This window comes from Rickettsia endosymbiont of Seladonia tumulorum (genome assembly GCF_964030815.1).
Lineage (GTDB): Bacteria > Pseudomonadota > Alphaproteobacteria > Rickettsiales > Rickettsiaceae > Rickettsia.
In genome coordinates, this window is the sequence record NZ_OZ034963.1 from 1299040 (window position 1) to 1317988 (window position 18949).

The window sequence follows — 18949 nt, forward strand, 5'->3', positions numbered from 1 at the left end:
TTTTTGAACGCATAGTATATAGTAATTTATTTTTTTGTAAAGATTTTATTAATATTTTTTAATAAGCTCTAAAGTAACTTGACTGAAAAGTTAAAGAATGTTAATAATTTATACAGTTCAAGTTTGGACTTTTATTAAAAAAATATGAGGGACATTATGCTAAATAACAATGGTATAAGCAATTCAAATAAAAGTAAATTTATGGCTCCACGACCAGAAGGAGTAAAACCTACAACCGTAGTAATTACTTATTCTGTCTGCAATAATTTAGAGCAAACTATTAACGCACTACAAAAAAACGGCACAAGCGTACATTATATTATCGATCAAGATGGAAAACAGTATCAATATCATAATGATTTAACTGATAAAACTTTTTTTGCAGGTAAAAGTAGCTGGAAAGGAACAGATAGTGTCAATGATTTTGGCATTGGTATAATGCTTATTAACGATGCAAAAAGTGAATTTTCCACTATACAAATTTCTCAATTAAAAAATCTTCTTACTGATATACAAGAAAGATATCCAGAAATAGATCTAAAAGCAAATTTAGTTGGTTTGGGTGAAATAACTGTAAATAGAGAGGTTAATAATCATATAGCTCCAGGCAAATTTTTCCCTTGGAAAGATTTGGCAGATTCTGATTTTGGAAAATATTTTGAAACTACAGATGAACAAAAAAGTAAAAAATTATTAACATCTGGTGACTCAGGAGCAGAGGTTGAAGCTTTACAAGGAAATTTACAAGCATATGGTTATGGAGTACAGTCTACTGGCATATTCGATAAATTCACTGCTCAAGCTGTTCAAGTATTTAATACACGTTATAATACTGGTTTACCAAATGAAGAACCGCCTATAAGCTATACTGAAGCAACTCAGCATGAGTTAGAATTATTAGGTGTCTAATACAGATAGCCAATTTTTCAAATAAAACGAGTCTATCCACCGAACTGTTCTTTAATAATACGATCTTCTAAAGTATGATTCTTATTAAAGAGCAATTTGATAGATTTATCGTTAGTCGATTTAATAGTAACTGATTTTATATTACTAAATTCTTGAAAATCAGCAGTGGCGTTTACTGGTCTTTTATTTGTATTAAGTATTTCAAATTTAATGGAAGCTGAAGACGGCAATAATGCCCCATACCATCTACGCGGTCTAAATGAACATATAGGGGTTAGGCATAGCATATTCGACTCTAGAGGGAGAATATGACCACCAGCAGATAAATTATAGGCACTACTACCTGCCGGTGTTGCAACTAAAGCTCCATCTGCTACTAGCTCACTCATTCGCTCTACGCCGTTTACTTCAATTTTAAATTTAGCTGCTTGATTAGTTTTACGAAATATTGATACTTCATTAATCGCAAGAGCTTTATGTATTTGACCATCTACTTCTTCAGCCTGCATTAAAAGAGGATTAAGAGTAGAAGCAGTACTTTCTTGAATATTTTTTAGTATATTTTTAATATCCAAAGGATTCATCAGAAAGCCGAGACTGCCTAAATTAACACCATAAAAAGGTATGTTTAAATGCATATAACGATGTATATTATGCAATAACTCCCCGTCCCCTCCAGCTACCATGATTACGTCCGCATCTTCTACGTCACAATAAGTATAAAGTTTTTTTATTTCCTCTATATTATCTGAAGATTTAGAATTTTGGTTATAAACTAATGCTATTTTATTCATATTCATTGTGAATTTCTTTTTTAAAGATAGACGCTTAAGCAATAATAAGTTATAAGGATAAATATATAAGTATAATAATTATAGAAATTAATATGTCGTCATTCAATATCAAAAATCATAAAAATGATTTACTATTTATACCTCTTGGTGGTTCTAACGAAATAGGTATGAATTTTAATCTGTATCATTATAAAGGTAAATGGCTAATTATTGATTGTGGTAGCGGTTTTGCTGATGATTATTTACCAGGCGTTGATATGATGATTGCAGATAGCAGTTTCATTGAAAAACATAAAAAAGATATAGTCGGAATGATCATAACTCATGCTCATGAAGATCATTTGGGCGGAGTACAATATCTATGGAATAGCCTCAAATGTCCTATTTATACTACTACTTTCACAGCAAATTTTTTAAAAATTCGTTTAAGCGAATATGATTTTGCTAAAAATATTAAAATTCATGAAGTAAAAGCAGGAGGTAAAATAGATTTATCTCCTTTTTCGCTGGAAATGGTACCATTAACTCACTCAGCACCTGAGATGCAAGCAATTATGATCCGCACGGAAGCCGGTAATATTTTACATACAGGAGATTGGAAATTTGATAACGATCCGGTGCTAGGCAAAAAAGCCGATGAAGAGCTTTTAAAATCTTACGGGGACGAGGGAGTACTTGCGTTAGTTTGTGATTCTACCAACGTCTTTAATAAAGGAAGCTCCGGTTCTGAGGGGGATGTTAGAAAAAGTTTAATAGATATTATAGCTGGCTGCCCGCAAATGGTAGTAGTTTCAACTTTTGCTTCTAATCTAGCCCGCCTTGATACCATAATTCATGCTGCTCAACTTGCAGGTAGAAAAGTAGCCCTAACTGGTAGAAGCTTGCACCGCATTAAGCTTGTAGCCGAAGAAAGCGGTTATTTTAAAGATATTGCACCTTTAATTAGTGAACGTGATGTTAGTAGATTCAGAAGAGAAGAGCTATTAATAATTGCTACTGGTTGTCAAGGTGAGCCGCTAGCTGCTACTGCAAAACTAGCCTCTAACTCTCACCAGTCAATAAAGCTTGCTCCTAAAGATACTATGATTTTTTCTTCAAAAATTATTCCTGGTAATGAAAAGAAAATATTTAGGCTATTTAATATATTTGTTAAAAGTGGTGTGGAAGTTATTACCGAACGTGATCATTTCGTGCATGTATCAGGTCACCCTTCTGTTGATGAGCTACAAAAAATGTATTCTTTAATTAGACCAAATATTTGTATACCTGTACATGGTGAGCCAGTACATATTCATGAGCATGTTAAACTTGCTAAGAAAAACGGCATACCTAATGCAGTGGAAGTTGAGAATGGTAGCGTGGTGCTACTTGAACCTAATAATGCTAAAGTGATTGCAAAAGTTGAAAGCGGTTATTTAGCTGTTGATGGTAACTATTTGCTCCCTGTAGAATCACCTATTTTTAAAGCTAGAAGACGTATGCGTGAGTCTGGTATAGTAATAGCCTCGATTGTAATTGATCAAAAAGGCTTGCTTGCCGCAAAACCCATATTATCTATGCCAGGTTTACTTGACGCAAATGAAGATATGCAATTGATTAATATAATTAAAAATGACATCGCAGAGCTTATTAAAACTCAGCAGAGCCAAGCTAAAAAAGCTTTATCTAAGGAACAGATAGAAGAAAAAATAAAATCTACGATACGAAAAACTCTTAAACAAGAAATTAATAAATCCCCTGCAATAATAGTTAATATCGAAAAAGCTATAGAGTAGTTCTTTCTTATTCCATGTGAGCCAAAAAACGTTATTGCGAGGAACGAAACGATGTGGCAATCTCATCAAACATCCTGAGATTGCACACGTACAAAACTTACAGTTTATCCTCGCAATGACAATTCTTAATCCACGCCACCATGGAGTGGCAACTAACCCACTATCTTATTGCTACCCATAACATTATAGCCGCAATCTACATAATGAATTTCGCCTGTAACACCGGATGCAAGTTGGCTAAATAAATATACCGCCGCTCCTGCCACGTCTCGCTGAAGAGTATTGCGTCTTAGCGGAGCAGTTGCCGCATGAGATTTAAGCATAGTATTAAAGTCACCAATAACGCTACCTGAAAGAGTTTTAATAGGACCTGCTGAAATAGCATTTACACGGATATTATTTTCACCCATATCATTTGCTAAATATCTAACACTCGCCTCTAATGCCGCTTTAGCTACGCCCATAACGTTATAATTTGGTATAACTTTCTCAGCACCGTAATAGCTTAATGTTACTATACTACCGCCATCATTCATCAACTTTTCAGCTTCTCTTGCAAGCTCAACTAAAGAGTAGCATGATATATGCAAACTATTATTGAAATTGCCAAGGCTAGTATCTATATAACGTCCTTTAAGTTCATTTCTATCGGAAAAAGCCATGCCGTGCAGTAAGAAGTCAAAACTTCCCCATTTTTCTTTTACTTCAGCGAATAAATCAGTAATTGACTTTGGATTTGTAACATCAAGCTCGCTAACAAAATTGCAACCAACTTCTTCAGCAAGAGGTTTAACTCTTTTTTCTAAGATTTCTGATTGATAAGTAAAGCAAAGTTCAGCACCATGTTTGCGTGCGAGCTGTGCTATCGCCCATGATATAGACATATTATTTGCAATACCGGTAATTATACCCCTTTTCCCCTGTAATAATCCTGTAGTCATTAAACACGCTCCTAAATAAATATAAAATGAGATGGCATTGCTTGCGTAGATTGAAAATCCCACACCGTCATTCCGTGGCTTGAGAACTAGATCCAGAAAAACAATAAAAAATACTAATATTATTAGTATTTTTTAGCTGGACCCCGTGGTCAAGCCACGGGGTGACAGGGGGAAATGATCCATACCAGCAATGCTAAATATAACTTGCCTGGATGATAGCATGATGTATTATTTTGTAAATAAAATAATTTTGATAAAAAAATGTATAAACCGAAGATTAGCTGTTTATTATTAGGTCTATTAAGCGGCTTGGTTTTTGCTCCGACTTTTCTATTACCTGCATTATTAACCTTATCTTATCTGTGTTATTTAGTACAAAAATCTAAAGACTGGCAAGAGGCAGCAAAGCTTGGATATATATTCGGTTTTGGGCATTTTTTAAGTGGCATATATTGGATTAGCATCGGTGTTAGCGTTTATATATCAGATTTCTGGTGGGCTATTCCTTTCGCATTATTTGGCTTACCTATAATTTTAGCTTTTTTCGTATCTGCAAGTTGTGTGTTTAGTTTTTTTGTTAGAAATAACAAATATTATCATTTTATATTTTGCTTATATTGGGTGTTATTTGAGTGGGTAAGATCGTGGATATTTACCGGTCTTCCTTGGAATTTAATAGGTTATGCTTTTTCATTCTCAGATATTTTAATCCAACCTTTAAATATAATTGGAATATATGGGCTTAGTTTTATAGTAATCTATATTTCCACTTCTTGTTATCCGTTTTTTACTAAACAATTTGATCAGCTAAAAGTTTTATTACTGACTTCAAGCATAACCCTAGCCGTGATAATTACTTATGGCAGTGTAAGGCTATATAATTATCCTACAAATTTTACTGATATAAAAGTCCGTTTAGTGCAACCATCAATCCCTCAAACCGATAAATGGAATGAGGAAGAATTTTGGCATAATTTAATATTGCATATTAATTTATCGAAAAATTCAGAATCTATAGTCAATTCAGTTGGGCTTGGATACAAGGAGCAAGGAGCGAAGCCTATAGGTAATAGGAGAGCGACGAGTGACATCGTCAGCGAGCCTAAATCAATTGACTTAGTTATTTGGTCGGAGGCAGCTTTAGTAGTACCTTATGATATACCTGTGGTTAAATCAGAGTTGTTAGGGCTACTAAATTCGGTAGATGCTACTTTAATTACAGGTGGGATATCAGATAATAAAAAACGGGGAGAGGATTTTGAACTTTATACTGCTATGTATGCTCTTGAAAAGAACGGCAATAAATTATTTGAATATCATAAATCTCATCTAGTGCCTTTTGGTGAATATATGCCATTTAAAAAAATACTACCTTTTAAAAAGCTAACTCATGGTTTTATTGATTATACTGAAGGAAATGGCGGGCTTGTCTATCTTGATAAATATGACCTAAAAATAAAACCTTTGATTTGCTACGAATCTATTTTCCCTGATTTTGTCCGAACAAATAATGAAACAGCTGGTGTAATAATTAACGTTACAAATGATGCATGGTATGGAAAATCTAGCGGACCATATCAACATTTTCATATTAGCAAAAGTAGAGCTGTAGAAAATGGTTTACCGATGGTTAGAGTAGCAAATAATGGTATTTCTGCAATAATAGATCCTCTTGGTAGGGTAATAAAAAAATTAGATTTAAATGAAACAAATTATATTGATGGTTTAATTCCTAAAAAACTAGATTCTCCCACAATTTTTTCGAAATTCGGAAATATTACTATTCTGCTAATCGTATTTTTTATATTTTTAGTTAACTATTTATTAGATAAAAAGCTTATTAACTCAAGGGATTAGTTTAATTGTATTAAATTTTAATAAAGTTGCTTGATTAAATACGTGCTATGTGTATAATGTATATTTAAAGTTGAATATACTTTGCAATAACCAATTTTTAATATTAAGCCTATTATTAATTATGAATACAATAAAACACATAGATAAAATCGCAAGTGAACGCTTAAAGCAACGTCGTATTGCAATAGGTCTTAGTCAAAAAGAACTCGGCGAAACTTTAGACATTAGTGCTATTCAAATAAAAAAATATGAAGAGGGAATAAGTACTATACCAGTAAGTAGATTATATGTTTTAGCAAAAATTTTAAATACGCCGTTAAAGCATTTTTTCAACGCTTCTATTTCTGAAGAAGAAAGGTTAAATACTGACGATAATATTTTTGATAATGAAATTGAATATTTATCTAATGAAATAGATGAGCATCTTTTAAATAATGTGGCTGAAGAAGACGAAGATTATGAATATAACATTCCTTTTAGTAGAGAAGACTTAACTAGAACTTTAGAGAGAGAAATTTTATCATTAACTAGAGCGTTTACTAAAATACAGAATCCAGATGTTAGAAAAATAATAATTGAGCTTGTTAGATCACTCGCTATTTGCGTATAAGTATTTTCCTGTTACTCTGCATTGCTTATTGCGAGGAAGCGTTGTGGCATGAATCGATTCTATCCAGTGATGGCGTTGTTGCGTGAATGCCAAGCTGTCATTGCGAATGAGCGAAGCGAATGTGGCAATCCAGGAAAAATAATAAAAAATGCTATAAGTTAGCATTTTTTAGCTGGATTGTGTACGTACAATTACTTTGTAATTTCCTTAGCTCAGACGGAAAAAATGATCCACTAGGGCAATGCCGTCATGGCATGACAAGGGTTGAACTGGACCATACAACAACATTAATTTTTCCTTGTAATAAGGGAAAAACAAGCCACGCAGGCAATAAATCTTTATCTGTAATCTATATTATGCTAAAATGCTGTCTTTAATACTTTAAATAAAAAGGCAGTTATTAGTGTCAAAATTTTCCTTTAATATCAATCATCAACATAAAAAAGCAAGAAGCGGGATTATTACTACTGCTCACGGCAATATTCGTACTCCTGCTTTTATGCCGGTCGGAACAAGAGGAACTGTTAAAGCAATGCTGCCTGAATCGGTAGGCGAAACAGGGGCTGATATTCTGCTCGGTAACACCTACCACTTAATGCTACAACCAAGTGCTGAGCGTATCGCACGCCTTGGTGGTTTGCATAAATTCATAAATTGGGATAAGCCAATACTAACCGATTCCGGTGGTTATCAAGTAATGTCTCTATCGAAGTTGCGTAAGATAACGGAAGAGGGAGTAAGTTTTAACTCGCATATTAATGGTGATAAATATTTGCTGACACCTGAACGTTCTACCGAAATACAGCATTTACTCGGCAGTACTATTACTATGGCTTTTGATGAATGTACTCCTTACCCTGCAACGTTTGAAGAAGCAAAAACCTCTATGCAGCTCACAACTAGATGGGCATATAGATCAAGAGAAGCATTTGTTAAACGAGATGGTTATGCACAGTTTGGTATTATTCAAGGTAGCACTTACGAAGAGTTATGCAAGCAATCGGCTAAAGATTTAATAGAGCTTAATTTTGAAGGGTATGCTATAGGCGGTCTTGCAGTTGGAGAGGGACAAGAGCTTATGTTTAAAGTTCTGGATTATGCCCCTGATTTCCTACCGCAAAATAAACCTAGATATTTGATGGGGGTAGGAAAGCCTGCTGATATTATTGGAGCAGTCAGCAGAGGGGTAGATATGTTTGACTGCGTAATCCCGACTAGGTCAGGTCGTAATGGTCAGGCTTTCACAAAATATGGCACGGTAAATATCCGCAATAGTAAATATGCTGAAGATAACGAGCCTTTGGAAACTGATTGCCTTTGCCCTGCTTGTCAAAATTATAGCAAAGCCTACTTGCATCATTTGGTTAGAATAGGCGAAATACTCGGAGCGATGCTAATGACTTGGCATAATCTTACATATTTTCAGAACCTAATGAGCCGTATTAGAGAGTATATTGCCTTAGGTAAAGATTTTGATTTTATTGCGTAGTTTTATACTGTGAAGATTGTAAAAAATCTTGATGTCATCCCGTGGCTTGTCCACGGGATGACAAGAGTGAAGCCAAGATGAAAAAAATTTTAGGAATTGAATCAAGTTGTGATGATACTAGTGTTTCTATAATAACTGAAGATAGGGAAATCTTATCGAATATAGTCATATCACAAAATACAGAACATGCGGACTATAAAGGAGTAGTGCCGGAAATAGCCGCACGTTCTCATTTAGCTAATCTCGAAAAAGCTATGAAGCAGGCTTTACTTGAGAACAATACTAGCTTAGATGAAATTACGGCAATAGCAGCAACTTCAGGACCTGGTTTAATTGGCGGCGTTATAGTCGGCTCAATGTTTGCAAAGTCTCTTTCTAGCGTTTTAAATAAGCCCTTTATTGCAGTAAATCATTTAGAAGGACACGCATTAACTGCAAGATTAACCGATAATATCCCATATCCATATTTGCTTTTATTAGCTTCCGGTGGGCATTGTCAATTTGTCGCAGTACTTGGGCTTGGAAAATACAAAATTCTTGGTAGTACTATAGACGATGCAGTAGGTGAGGCTTTTGATAAAGTGGCTAAGATGCTTGACTTGCCTTTCCCAGGTGGTCCTAAAATCGAAAAAAGGGCAAAGCTGGGCGATCCTTATAAATATAAACTCCCAAAACCGATTATTAATAGCGGTAATTGTAATATGTCTTTCTCAGGGCTTAAAACGGCAGTGCGTACTCTAATAATGAGCTTACAAGAGATTAACGATATTATAATTAACGATATAGCAGCAAGCTTTCAGTTTACAATAGGGGAAATTTTAAGCAGCAAAACACTAGAAGCTATTAAAGTTTATGAACGAATAACAAATGATTTTAATAGAAATATAGTAATAGCCGGCGGAGTAGCCGCTAATAAATATTTGCAAGAAATATTAAGTAATCGTACCAAAATACATGGCTATAAGCTTATTTATCCGCCCACAACGCTATGTACGGATAATGCTGCGATGATTGCTTATGCTGGGCTTGAGCGTTATAATAATGGGTTATTTACGCCTTTAAATTTCTGTCCTAAAGCTAGATGGAGCTTAGAAGAAATATAATTATACCTTTGATACTTCAATATTTGGTAAACCATAGAAATTGGTAATAGCTATGGGATGACAAGAACCGAAAACGCTTTCGGTGTCAGCCAGTGATGGTATTGCCCGTGTGGATCAGTTTTGCCGTCATTGCGAGGAAATTACGAAGTAATTGACGAAGCAATCCAGTAAAAAAATGCTAATTTATAGCATTTTTTATTATTTTTTCTGGATTGCCACGCTCATTTCATTCGCTCGCAATGACGACTTAGTATCCACGCGGGCAATGCCGCCACGGGGTGACGGTTTTTTACTTCATATTTCTCAAATGGTCTTCTAATTTTCTGAGCTTTCTTCCTGAATTCTCTACCGGTTTCTGGTATTTCGGCATTTTAGCATTTTCTCTATATTTATTAATTCGATCAATTTGAGCATTTACTTCATCAGTAATAGCCTGTTTTCTTTCTTCTATATTATTAAGCACCGATGCACTATATTCATAATTTTTAGCGTTGATATTAAAGTTACTAACTGCTTCTTCAATCCTTTTATCTAGAGAAGGCTCTGTCTTACTATCAAAAGATTCTATTGGTTTCTCTCTTTCATATTGTGCTATTAAAGCTGGCATTTCCTCAAGCTTAATATCCTCTCTTTTGAAATGATCTTTAATCTCTTTATAAGTTCTGTCGATATTTTCTTGAGCTTTTTCATGCATAATATCGTAATGCTCTTGACGACGAGTATATCGATCTTGATCTATAAATTCTGCATGTTTTTGATGAGCATTATCTATCATAGTCCGCATTTGATCATCGGTAGCTTTTTCTTGCATAAATCTATCACCCATTATCACTGGATCACTTCCTTCAGATAATCTATCACGCACTTCATGAATAAGCCTTCTTTGACCTAATTCCTGATAATATTCTACATCACTTGGTCTTTTTAATCTTGCTAAATATTCAGGCGATAATATATCTTCTTGAACAGCAAGCGTTTCTTTATTAATCTGCATTTGAAGCTCTTTGACTTCTCGTGCTCTTTCTTTATCTTTTAGACTTTCGCTATAAGTTCTAAGCTGTGGATCGTTATAGTCAAAGTCATGCCACTCGGCACTAGTTAGATTACCCTCATATTTATCACGTAAATCTTTACCAACTATTGCAGTAAGAGCTTCTCTTTTTAATCCTGTATAGCCGGCATATATTTTCTCACCTATAGCTACACGTTTTTGTTCTTTTAATTCACGTTTAGTTTTTACGCGATTTTCCATTTCTTGCCAGTTTCTAAGCACTCCTATATTTTTACCAAATAGCCCAACTCCTCTTCCTGACATTTCTTTATGAGCATATTTATAAGCACTTTGATAATCTCTAGTAAAGTTTGCATCACTTGCAAGCTCACGTAAGCTTTTTGCTGATTTACCTTTCTCACCTAAATCGGATTTCATGAATTTATCAAGCTCTAGTTTTTGTTCACTAGTTAAAGAGCTATAATTTTTTGCACCATATTTATTTTTGGCAAATTCATCTCGAAGCCGTGCAAAATTCATAGTTGCTAGTTTTTTCACATCCAAATCACCACCTTTCGGTAAAAACGCTTTATTATCTAGCAATTTAGAAATGCCGTTTTTATAATCTGCTCCAGCTTGCATATTAACGTCTTTATAGTCTATACCATAATTTCTTTTAACTTCATTTTGCACCGCTTTGTTAGCTGAAGAACTGAGGGCTTTATTTTCAAGCCTACCCATCATAAGCCCTTGATATTTTTCAGCAAAAAACATATTCGTTTGCTCTTGCATTCGGTTTATCGGCTTACTAATAACTCCTGTTGCATAATTTATCGGTCTATTGACCTGCTTCATGATAGAATCGTAAGATTGCTGGTTAACAGCCTGTATCGATGTTAAATTACCCGAAGTACCCGCAATAAAACTAGCCGTCGATATAGCAGTATCATTAAATTTACTAAGCAAATAAATAGAAACAAATATCAATAACAAGCCATCAAGCTGGACGAATTTACCATTTATAAAATTACTAATTCTATTTGCATCTTTAACTAAGTCTAAAAACGGTAATTGAATATAACGTTTATCTATACATTGATATGCCAAACACTTAGTACCATCATTTTTGGTATAATCTTCAGGAACTAATATATCTGCTTGAGTGAAATTCTCAATTCCTCCTTTCATTGGTACCGGAAACCACCAATAAAATATCGAATTACCAATACTTGAATCTAAATCTTCTGTAAAACTACCAAAAATTTGATTTATAGGTCCTAAATCGGGAAAATCTTTCTTACAGACAGCAAAACCTAATGTCGATTGTATTTCCGTTTTAATAATCATTCCGATAAAAGCAATACCGACAAATAAAATTATAGGTTGTATAGCATATGATATTAATTGCCTTAACCAATTTTCAAATAATGATCTAGTTATATTAAATAACATGAAACAAATAAATATCGGTGCCATTGTTATAATCATACCAATAGTTATTAGTGCCGTAAGATAAATAATTGTAGCTTTGAATATAAGTAAGAAAATAAAATACAGAGCTATTAAATATAATATGATATAAATAAACCCAAGTGGGTCTACAAATAATAAAGAAAATAGCTTAGATAAAGTTTGCGGGGAAATAAGAAGATTTAGTAAACTTTGACCTGTTGAAGCATCTTGTACTATCTGTAATATCTGTGCTAGCCCTTCAACAAAAAATACAAATAAATAATCATGGAAAAATGTCCAAGCTTTACTTGTACTTAATAATATTGAAACTACACTGACTTTTAGTATTCTAACTACCAGCTCAACATGAGTCATGTTTATGTTTCCTATTAAAAAGGAAAATCCAGTAAACATTATATAAAGAGTTAAAAGAGCCGAAACACTTAATCTATAGCCAGGTGTTTCAATTATTTGCTGATAAGTTTGTCTTACAATTCCAGGATCTTTATCGCTAGTACCAAATAACTCATTCTTTATTAAATTTGTTAAAAATTGTAGGGGATCAGGTCTTGTATCGCTGACTCCGGATTTTATTACTACCCTATATTGTCCACTATTATCATCATAAAATTTGTCTAAAATTTTAAAATATAGAGGAGATTGAGCATAATTTGAAGCTTGATCGCAAGGTAAGCTAGTACAACCATATTGGTAATTTATACCACCGGCTTGTAAAAACTTTCCAGTACTGCTAATACTATAAAATTCATAACCTTGGCTTGTAACTGGTTCACCTAAATGCTGCGTTATGCCTTTCGGGCTACGCTGTGAATCTGGCGACATATTAGGATTAGAACCTTTATCAGCAATTAAAAAATAAAGCCCTACCCCGTTTGTAAGTATACAAGGAGCATTATTAATAGGTGCATCTCTTGGCGTAGGAGTTGGACACATCTTACCGTCAGTAAATTGACATGGTCGCAGTCTAACACAAAACTCAGCTAAGGTAGTAAAATTATTCTGCTGCCCATACCATGGACACCATGCTGATAACATCCCTGAAGTATTCTTGTCCCCAGACATATAATCCCAAGGTCTTACCATAATTGTTAAAGGATAACCATTTACTTTATAAGCACTATCCCGCCATGGTGCTACCTGGTCCCCCTCTTGTCTTGAAGTAACTTCAGATGGATCATATCTAGAAGAAATATTAAATTTTATAAAACCGAAATCATCCGGATCGATACAAGTATCCCCAGTACACCCCGACAGTGCTAATAACGATATTAATAATGTAATAAAAATATTTCTGTTCATTTTAAATCGATTTGTCATTCCGTGGCTTGTCCACGGAATCCATAAAAATTTTATTATTTTAAATTTCAACATCATTGCGAGGAGAAACTACAAGTTTTGACGAAGCAATCTTAGGATTCTTAAATATTTCATAAGATTGCCACGTCGCCTACGGCTCCTTGCAATGACACTAATCGTTCCTTTCCGTCTGCTCAGGTTTCGCATCATTACGATTTTGAAAAAACTTACCTGTATGCTCCCCACCACCTTGCGGCTTTCTAGCTTCATAATTCTGATCAATTACCTTATCTTTAAAAACCCGTGCTGGAGCAAGGGCAGCTTTCTTAATTGGGGCTGCTACTGAACCTATATCTTTCATAATAGATTCTGTAGGATTAGAAGGAGCTTGATAATTACCTTCTATTCGTGCAGGAGTAACCTGCGTTAACATACCAACAACTATAGTTACAAAACTTACTAAACCATATGACATTAGACAATATGAATAAAATAATAAAGCTGTAGTGAACAATACTAAAAATGTATTAGTGTCATTTGTTAAAATATTAGAACTAGTAATATCTGGAACTTGTGGAACAAAAAAAGGTATTCCTGGTAAAAACGGTAAAGTAAAAGAAAAATTTAACGGAATACCAAGGTTTGACAAATCAAGCCCTATTTTAATCGGTATGAGCGTATCCCAGCAAGCTCTAACAATTACTTTTAATAGCTGTTCTGATAAAATTTGATCTATTAATAAAAAGAAAACCAATAATATCGTTGGCTGCACTACATAGCTAAATAGAATTGATATCCAACTATCAAACATAGTTTTTGTTTTTTCAAACAACATTAATATTATAAAAAATGGTGCTAATGAAATCATAACTGTCAAGCCTATAAAGGCTATAACATAACCTATAATTACTTCAAGTACTGCTCTAAAATAAGTAATAAGTGAGTAAATGGTTATAATAGCAATAAATGCTAAACCATTATGTATTTGCAATAGCTGAATAAACAGTAATCCCCAAATCCTACCATTAGTATATTTATCAAATATAGGATCAATAAAACCAAAAATATTAGATTTAGAGCTTGTAGCACCTACAACATTCGTTGCAAAGAAATCTATACCATTAATAAATGCACTAAAGAAATTGTTATTAAAGAAACTCCAGCTTTCAGGTCTAAGTAAAATAGCTACTATAGTTATTTTAAATATACGAGTTACTACTTCTACAGCAGTTAATTTCAAAGCCCCCAAAACAAACATTAAACCAAATATAGTAACGTAAAGCGTTAATGCGGTTTTAGCTATATTTTGTATTGCAGAATTTGCAACTAACTTAAAATAAAAATCCTCGCTATAAGTTCTAAATTGATCTGTAATAGGTTTAATTGCCCCATTATAAACTATATTTGAAAACCAAGTTGTACCAGTATAATTAGCATAATCTACACTAATTGTTCCCTGTATATTACTATTAGGATTTTTTACTCTTAACCATAAATATCCATCTTGTGGTGCATCACCTGAAAAATCATAACCGACTGTAGTGCCGGGAGTAGATGAACTAGGTAATGTACCATCAGCTGTTATTAAATACTCTAAAGTTATATTTTGTTGATCACCTGGGCTGATGGTGTTTGTACCGTTACCTATCTCAACAATCATTGCATAACGACCAAAATATAAAAAATTAGTTGCCCAATTACCATTAGTTATATAAGTTGCAAAATCAGTATAATTAGAAAAATTTCTACTCCAATCACTCATTGAAAAAGAATTATTAAACATACCGGTAGGCTGCCAATCGCTACTAAAATCCATAGCACCACCGCTAGTTGCTTGATAATACATAAAACCATTCTGTGTATTATCATTATTAACAAAACTTTGATCACGATTTTTAATAACTTGTCCACCTATTTTAATAACCATTCCTCTACCTTGATCATAATAACAAGAAGGGTTAGCATTTAAATTAGAATTAGCAGGGCAAGAGTTAATCATGCTCATAAAATTTTGTAGTGTAGTTACAGCCATTGGCTTACCAACTAATGCACCATTACTAACATTAGTATATTTTGTAGCCGAACCTGTACCAGTACATAAAGTTGCTCTTTGGGCATCTATAATATTACAAACTTGCTCTGCACTTGAGTAAACTATCCTATTTTCAAAATTACCAAGATTGCTTTCAGTGTAAAGAGCAGAAGCGGCAAATACAGAACTATCGAGTTCTTTAGCTAGTATATTATTTAAGGTGCTTGGAGTTTTTGATGTACTTGGATTAAAAAAATCATCTTTATCAGCTAGACTAATATTTACTATATCACCAACATTAACCTGAATTTTTGGATTACCATTAGCATAATTAAAGTAGTTAACATAATTATTCATCTTAGTAAATGATAATGCATCAAGGTTTTTATCAGGAGGTATAACACCATCATTTGCTGTACTAAAACCTGGGAATCCTGCAACTTCAAACTGTGAGTTTTTGTAATTATAAGTTTTTATAAAGACTTGCGGAACACTAAACCTTGGGTCAATTCTATATAATACTAGATATTTTCGAGGCTCTGGGGTAAGACCTGCAGTAGACCATTTAATCTTAAGCAGCTTACCTTTGTCAACTACACTACCAGTTGATTGCCAATCTCCAGCAGTCGATAAACTAATACCTATTTTACCCTCTTGGAAACTTGTAAATGTAGGTACTTCTAAACAACCAAAAATGCTTTTAAGACTGCTAAGCCCACTTGACATCCAAGTAAAGTCATCACCTTTGGCAGGCGACGCCATAAATAAAACTAATAAAATTAAACTTTTAATAATTTTCATAATTTTTTATTTTGGTATTTCCGCTTTAGACGGCTCTTCTTTTGGTGCATTTTTTCTAGTTTTCTCAGCTTGCTTTAAAGTTTCATTACGTTGCTTTAATCGTTCTTTTGCTCTACCAGTAATACCTTTTCTTGTTTTTTCATCCATACCTACTTGGCTCAATGCTCCCTGCTCTGCAGCACCTGACATTGCTCCACCCATACTAGTAGCTGAAGGACCAGCCGCACTTGTCAGTCTTGCCACCATATTACCGGAAAACTCAACATAACCATACATACCATAAGCTATAATAACTAATGCAACTATATTTTGCATATTCACACCCATCATACCCGACATATAATCCATGCCCCAAGGTGCAAACCAGTTTATACAAAAGATTGGTACATTAAGTAATGCAACCGGTAAAATAGTACCGATAAATGGAATTTTTATAGGTAGTGCACATTTCCAACAAACGCTATAACCTAAAACAAAATCTAAATATATCGTAAATAATTGAGTCAGCACGATAATACCAGCCATTAAAACAACCGGCTCAATCATATATCTAATTGTGAATCTAACCCAATTATCAAATAAATACCTAGTAAAATCAAATAATAAGAAGCTAATAAATATAGGTGCTATACCAATTAGTATACAAGTTGCCATAAATGCCATAATATAAACGGCAGCTGCTCTAAATGCCGTTATAATTACAATCATTACTGCAATAACAGCAATTATAAAATATATAATACCGCTAAGACCTAAAGATAATAATGCAAGTAATTGTGCCATAAATGTTTGGCTAAACAATATTCTACTCATTACGGCATCTAAAAACATGAAAGGATTTGAAACCGCATTAGTGGAAGTAAATAAGCTATATCCGCTCATATTAGAAATAATTTCATCGGAAAAGTTAGCAATAGTGTCAAATAGATAATTATTAAAAAACTCAAACGTATTGCCATTCATAAGTCCACTAACAATACCTATTTTTACTATTCTAACTACTAAATCTTTTTGGTTTATTTTTGCAAAGCCCAGTAAAAACATTGCCCCGTAAACCATAACATAAAGAATTAGAAGTGCTTTAATATAATTAAAAAAGTTAGTACAAGAAGACGTATCCCCTCCATAACATACTATATTTCGGAAAATAGACTCAGCAGCCCCTTTAACTTTACCTTTAAATAACTGAAGTAGAGGATTCATTACTTTAATAGTAAAGCTTCCTACTGACTGAGAAGTTGAAAAATGTACTTTATAACTACCCTCACTATCTTTATAATCATTCTGATCGTTTAGAACTCTCATCCATATATACCCTTCACCAGCTGCATTAAAATTAGCTTTACCCTTACTATCTACTATAGCAGCTTCAGGCGAATAATTCTTACCGCTAGTATTTGGATTTTCTGCACTTGGTACTACTAAATATTGTACCTGACCACGATTATTAAAAACATCAGTTAAACTATTGCCATTTTCTCTATAGCATTTAGTTTGTTTGATGTTCATAACATAACCACCAGTATTTTTACTTGCATCCTGAGAAGTAGGACACCAGAGCCTATACTGTAAATAGCCTTTATCAGTATTACTATTAAATGGTATATTATATATTACTTTATATTCATTACCATATTCGGTAGGCTGATCTGAAGCTGTTACAAATTGAGCAAATTGTAAGGTGGAAGGTAGGGTTGAATCTACGTTACTTGTATTACTTATTTGCCATATTAAGCCTGTTGGACCCTTACCACCATTACCATCTGACGTATACCAAAATCTTCGTTGTGATTGAAATTCCCCTCCATTACATACACCTGAAGTACACCCAGCTCCGCCTATATAATCTTTATCTTTAGGACTACGATCATCTACACTATCAGGACATTTGCCGTTTGGCGGAATATTAACATTATTAGAACATTGAAGATTAGCATAATCAATAAATATACCCCCAGAATTACTTGCCCAACTAAAAGTAAAAGTGCCATCATCCTTATAAGGTTCCGGCATTGTTCCATAATTATTTATCCAAGCCGGTAAGGAATCGCATACATAATAATAAGTACACCAAGCTGAGGGGGCCGTGTAACACCAATCTATCGTTCCCCAAACGCAACCATTTGGACATTTTTGCTTTTTATTACCTTGCCAATAATTTTGCTTTAATTCACAAGCATTTACATATGGTCCTGAGTAAATAGAGTATCTTCCACAAATTGGGCTATAGGTAGTTTTATTTTCTGAGCAATCAGCCGTAACATTAGTGCCTTTAAAAGCATCCGTAACCCCTACTGTCCCACCTGCCCCAGGAGAATAATTAGGCGTCACCGAAACTAATATTCTATCATTAGCATACATTTCAGTAATATTACGCCACTCATTATTTTTTGCATCCATTATCAAGGAAAGCGGCGGTTTATTAACATCTGTAACACGAGGAATAGGAATCATCTTGCCATTATCGTCTAAATTAGACTTACCTGGTCTTGTACTTTCAGTAAATTGCAAATTATCTTTCGGCACATAAGCAAGACATAAACTAATCTGACCAACTACTTGTAATGATACTGCTTGCTTATCTTTTACTTCTACTTGGGTATTTAACCACTCACCATAATGAGCAGGATCAGGAGTAAGCTGCATAGTACCATCTGGTAACATTGTAGAGGTATTAACATAATTAGCATTAGCGTTAAGAGTAATTGTACTAGTTATAGAATCTGACCCTCCTTTACCACCTGGAGCATACCTCATATAACAACCATTACCAACGCTTACTGCTCCTATCATTCCAAGGGCTGCAAAAACGAAGCAAACAAGGGTTGCTACTATAGCAAGCACACCTAAAATTTTTATTAAGCTACTTTGCATATTA

11 protein-coding genes are annotated in these 18949 nt (G+C 33.9%); 6 read left to right on the forward strand and 5 right to left on the reverse strand.

Features of this window, described 5'->3' with window-relative positions:
* The first annotated feature begins 156 nt into the window (after positions 1–156).
* Positions 157–909 carry an N-acetylmuramoyl-L-alanine amidase gene (locus AAHF54_RS06525; RefSeq protein ID WP_341788448.1) on the forward strand — a complete coding sequence of 251 codons (753 nt, stop codon included), beginning with the start codon at positions 157–159 and terminating at the stop codon, positions 907–909.
* A 32-nt stretch (positions 910–941) separates the two neighbouring features.
* Here the strand turns inward: AAHF54_RS06525 and AAHF54_RS06530 are convergent, their stop codons facing one another.
* Complete coding sequence (locus AAHF54_RS06530; protein WP_341788449.1) at positions 942–1709, reverse strand: NAD kinase; 768 nt, start codon at positions 1707–1709, stop codon at positions 942–944.
* Positions 1710–1795: 86 nt separating this feature from the next.
* Between AAHF54_RS06530 and AAHF54_RS06535 the strand changes: the two genes are divergently transcribed.
* Positions 1796–3478, forward strand: a complete 1683-nt coding sequence (locus AAHF54_RS06535) for a ribonuclease J (protein WP_341788450.1) — start codon at positions 1796–1798, stop codon at positions 3476–3478.
* A gap of 152 nt (positions 3479–3630) precedes the next feature.
* Here the strand turns inward: AAHF54_RS06535 and fabI are convergent, their stop codons facing one another.
* Positions 3631–4419, reverse strand: a complete 789-nt coding sequence (gene fabI / locus AAHF54_RS06540) for an enoyl-ACP reductase FabI (protein ID WP_341788451.1) — start codon at positions 4417–4419, stop codon at positions 3631–3633.
* 261 nt (positions 4420–4680) lie between these two features.
* On the opposite strand from fabI, the gene lnt reads away from it, so the two are divergent.
* The 4 genes from lnt (at position 4681) to tsaD (ending at position 9478) form a co-directional block, all read left to right on the forward strand.
* Entirely contained in the window at positions 4681–6276 is a 1596-nt protein-coding gene (gene lnt, locus AAHF54_RS06545) for an apolipoprotein N-acyltransferase (RefSeq protein WP_341788452.1), read from the forward strand.
* 121 nt (positions 6277–6397) lie between these two features.
* The gene (locus AAHF54_RS06550) at positions 6398–6886 is read left to right on the forward strand and encodes a helix-turn-helix transcriptional regulator (RefSeq protein WP_341788453.1); all 489 of its coding nucleotides are present in this window, start codon (positions 6398–6400) and stop codon (positions 6884–6886) included.
* A gap of 403 nt (positions 6887–7289) precedes the next feature.
* Positions 7290–8375: a tRNA guanosine(34) transglycosylase Tgt gene (tgt, locus tag AAHF54_RS06555; RefSeq protein WP_342169959.1), complete on the forward strand. Its 1086-nt coding sequence runs from the start codon at positions 7290–7292 to the stop codon at positions 8373–8375.
* A 77-nt stretch (positions 8376–8452) separates the two neighbouring features.
* The gene (tsaD, locus tag AAHF54_RS06560; protein ID WP_342169960.1) at positions 8453–9478 is read left to right on the forward strand and encodes a tRNA (adenosine(37)-N6)-threonylcarbamoyltransferase complex transferase subunit TsaD; all 1026 of its coding nucleotides are present in this window, start codon (positions 8453–8455) and stop codon (positions 9476–9478) included.
* A gap of 289 nt (positions 9479–9767) precedes the next feature.
* Here the strand turns inward: tsaD and AAHF54_RS06565 are convergent, their stop codons facing one another.
* The 3 genes from AAHF54_RS06565 to AAHF54_RS06575 all read right to left on the reverse strand — a co-directional run bounded on the left by AAHF54_RS06565 (position 9768) and on the right by AAHF54_RS06575 (position 18945).
* Positions 9768–13241: a type IV secretion system protein gene (locus AAHF54_RS06565; RefSeq protein ID WP_342169961.1), complete on the reverse strand. Its 3474-nt coding sequence runs from the start codon at positions 13239–13241 to the stop codon at positions 9768–9770.
* Between the two features lie 169 nt (positions 13242–13410).
* Positions 13411–16071 carry a type IV secretion system protein gene (locus tag AAHF54_RS06570; RefSeq protein ID WP_342169962.1) on the reverse strand — a complete coding sequence of 887 codons (2661 nt, stop codon included), beginning with the start codon at positions 16069–16071 and terminating at the stop codon, positions 13411–13413.
* Between the two features lie 6 nt (positions 16072–16077).
* Positions 16078–18945, reverse strand: coding sequence for a type IV secretion system protein (locus AAHF54_RS06575; RefSeq protein ID WP_342169963.1), 2868 nt, complete (start codon positions 18943–18945; stop codon positions 16078–16080).
* Between the last annotated feature and the right edge of the window lie 4 nt (positions 18946–18949).

Coding starts and splice junctions, on each gene's coding strand:
- AAHF54_RS06525 (WP_341788448.1), top strand. CDS start 157: ATGCTAAATAACAATGGTATAAGCAATTCAAATAAAAGTAAATTTATG.
- AAHF54_RS06530 (WP_341788449.1), bottom strand. CDS start 1,709: ATGAATATGAATAAAATAGCATTAGTTTATAACCAAAATTCTAAATCT.
- AAHF54_RS06535 (WP_341788450.1), top strand. CDS start 1,796: ATGTCGTCATTCAATATCAAAAATCATAAAAATGATTTACTATTTATA.
- fabI (WP_341788451.1), bottom strand. CDS start 4,419: ATGACTACAGGATTATTACAGGGGAAAAGGGGTATAATTACCGGTATT.
- lnt (WP_341788452.1), top strand. CDS start 4,681: ATGTATAAACCGAAGATTAGCTGTTTATTATTAGGTCTATTAAGCGGC.
- AAHF54_RS06550 (WP_341788453.1), top strand. CDS start 6,398: ATGAATACAATAAAACACATAGATAAAATCGCAAGTGAACGCTTAAAG.
- tsaD (WP_342169960.1), top strand. CDS start 8,453: ATGAAAAAAATTTTAGGAATTGAATCAAGTTGTGATGATACTAGTGTT.
- AAHF54_RS06565 (WP_342169961.1), bottom strand. CDS start 13,241: ATGAACAGAAATATTTTTATTACATTATTAATATCGTTATTAGCACTG.
- AAHF54_RS06570 (WP_342169962.1), bottom strand. CDS start 16,071: ATGAAAATTATTAAAAGTTTAATTTTATTAGTTTTATTTATGGCGTCG.
- AAHF54_RS06575 (WP_342169963.1), bottom strand. CDS start 18,945: ATGCAAAGTAGCTTAATAAAAATTTTAGGTGTGCTTGCTATAGTAGCA.